Source organism: Schnuerera sp. (assembly GCF_035459645.1).
Taxonomy (GTDB): domain Bacteria; phylum Bacillota; class Clostridia; order Tissierellales; family Tepidimicrobiaceae; genus Schnuerera.
The window spans coordinates 1-1,824 of sequence record NZ_DATHXO010000547.1 but is presented as its reverse complement, the minus strand read 5'-3'; the positions used below and the strand labels follow the sequence as shown (position 1 = coordinate 1,824).

Sequence of the window (1,824 nt, the reverse complement as noted above, 5' to 3'; positions counted from 1 at the left end):
ATTAAAAAAGGTGGAAAAAGAGTTTAAGCAATTAAATTATGTATCGGATATGGAAAGAAAAAAACGTTTCCAATGTTTAATATGTATATTAATTGGATCCTTTATTCCTGTAATTTTTTCAATAATTTTGATATTAGTTTTGTTAAATATAGTATAATATATCTAAATGAATTAGATGATTATTAGTATCCAAAGTATATGAACCTCCACCACTTTTAGAAGTGGTGGCTTCTTAGATCTAGTCTAAGAACTTTTTCTGCTTCATAGGGTTACGCCTTCTATGCTAGCAAGGTCTTATTTGACCCTCCACAAACTCAATCCGTAGTTCCTACGGTGATTTATTTATGCTACAGTTTGTATTCCTAATTCTTTTAGCCCTTGTTTTAGTATGTTTATGCTCGCGTTTATATCTCTGTCTATATTTTTAGTTTTGCAATTAGGGCAATCCCATTTTCTAATGTTTAGTGGCATATCTTTCATAATATACCCACAATAGGAACAGGTTTTACTGCTTGGAAACCACTTATCAATTTTATGTATTGTTCTTCTATACCATTTTGATTTATAGTCTAAGTAAGAATAGAATTTATACCAACTTACGTCTGCAATATCTTTTGATAATTTCTTATTCTTCATCATATTTTTTATTGATAAATCTTCAAGGATTATAATTTGGTTTTCATCTACTATCCTTTTAGATAATTTGTGAAGAAAGTCTTGTCTTTGATGCTTTACTTTTTCATGTAGTTTAGCAACTTTTTGCTTTTGTTTATACCAATTGTTGCTGAATTTCTGTTTTTTGCTTAGTTTCCTCTGCTCTTTTGCTAATTTATCTAAGGTCTTTTTTAGATAAGTTGGATTGTTTATTTTTTCTCCATTAGATAATATTGCAAAATCCTTAATTCCTAAGTCAATTCCTATGCTTTTATTTGTTTCATCTTTAGGCTCTATGTCTAATTCTGTAATTATAGAAACAAAATATTTATTTGTAGGTGATTTAGAAATAGTAGCATTGATAATCCTACCTTCTACAAATCTATGTACTTTCGCTTTGACATTTTTTAATTTCGGCAATTTTATGCTGTTTTTCTTTATTTGAATATTGTTGTTTACGTAATTTATTGTATATGATTTTTTAGGATTTTTCTTATTTTTGAATTTTGGAAAGCCTATGCTTTTATCTCTAAAAAAGTTTTTGAAGGCTCTATCTAAATTTCTAAGTGACATTTGTAGGGAAGTACTGTCAACTTCATTTAACCATGATAACTCTTTTTTGAGCTCTGGAAGTTGATTTTGTTGTTTGGTATAGGTGGTACTTTTTCCTTCCGTTTTGTATGTTTCTATTCTTTGATCTAGAAAGTAGTTATATACAAATCTAGTACATCCAAAGGTTTTTTCAATTAACTCTATTTGTTCTTTGCTTGGATATATTCTAAATTTATATGCTTTATTCATAGTCTTTACCTACTTTCTTCTTTGATTTTCTATATATGTTTTTTACTAATATAATTGAATATTTCTTTCAGTCTTTCACTTATTCGATCATCTATTACTTTTCTTCGATATTTTGTAACTAAAACCAGATGATAATTTAGCAGGAATACTGAATGATTGTTGCTGTCTAATTTCATTGTTTCACCACTCTTTACTATTCTTAAGACTGATTATATATGTTCGTCATTATATTGTCAAATTTTTATTTAGACATCGAGTCTAAATAAAAATAATGCTTACATCTCCTACTTGTAGAAGATAGGAGATGTAAGCATTAGTGGTTAAAATGACTAAAACAGAAAAAATCAGAGTCAAAGTATGACTCTGATT

At 27.8% G+C, this 1,824-nt stretch carries 1 protein-coding gene and 1 pseudogene; both read right to left on the bottom strand.

The features are described 5' to 3' along the window. Window positions 1-342: 342 nt before the first annotated feature. Complete coding sequence (tnpB, locus tag VK998_RS12830) at window positions 343-1,455, bottom strand: IS200/IS605 family element RNA-guided endonuclease TnpB (protein ID WP_325229044.1); 1,113 nt, start codon at window positions 1,453-1,455, stop codon at window positions 343-345. Window positions 1,456-1,490: 35 nt separating this feature from the next. After that, window positions 1,491-1,631, bottom strand: a pseudogene (locus VK998_RS12825) (transposase); the annotation flags it as partial. Window positions 1,632-1,824: the final 193 nt, after the last annotated feature.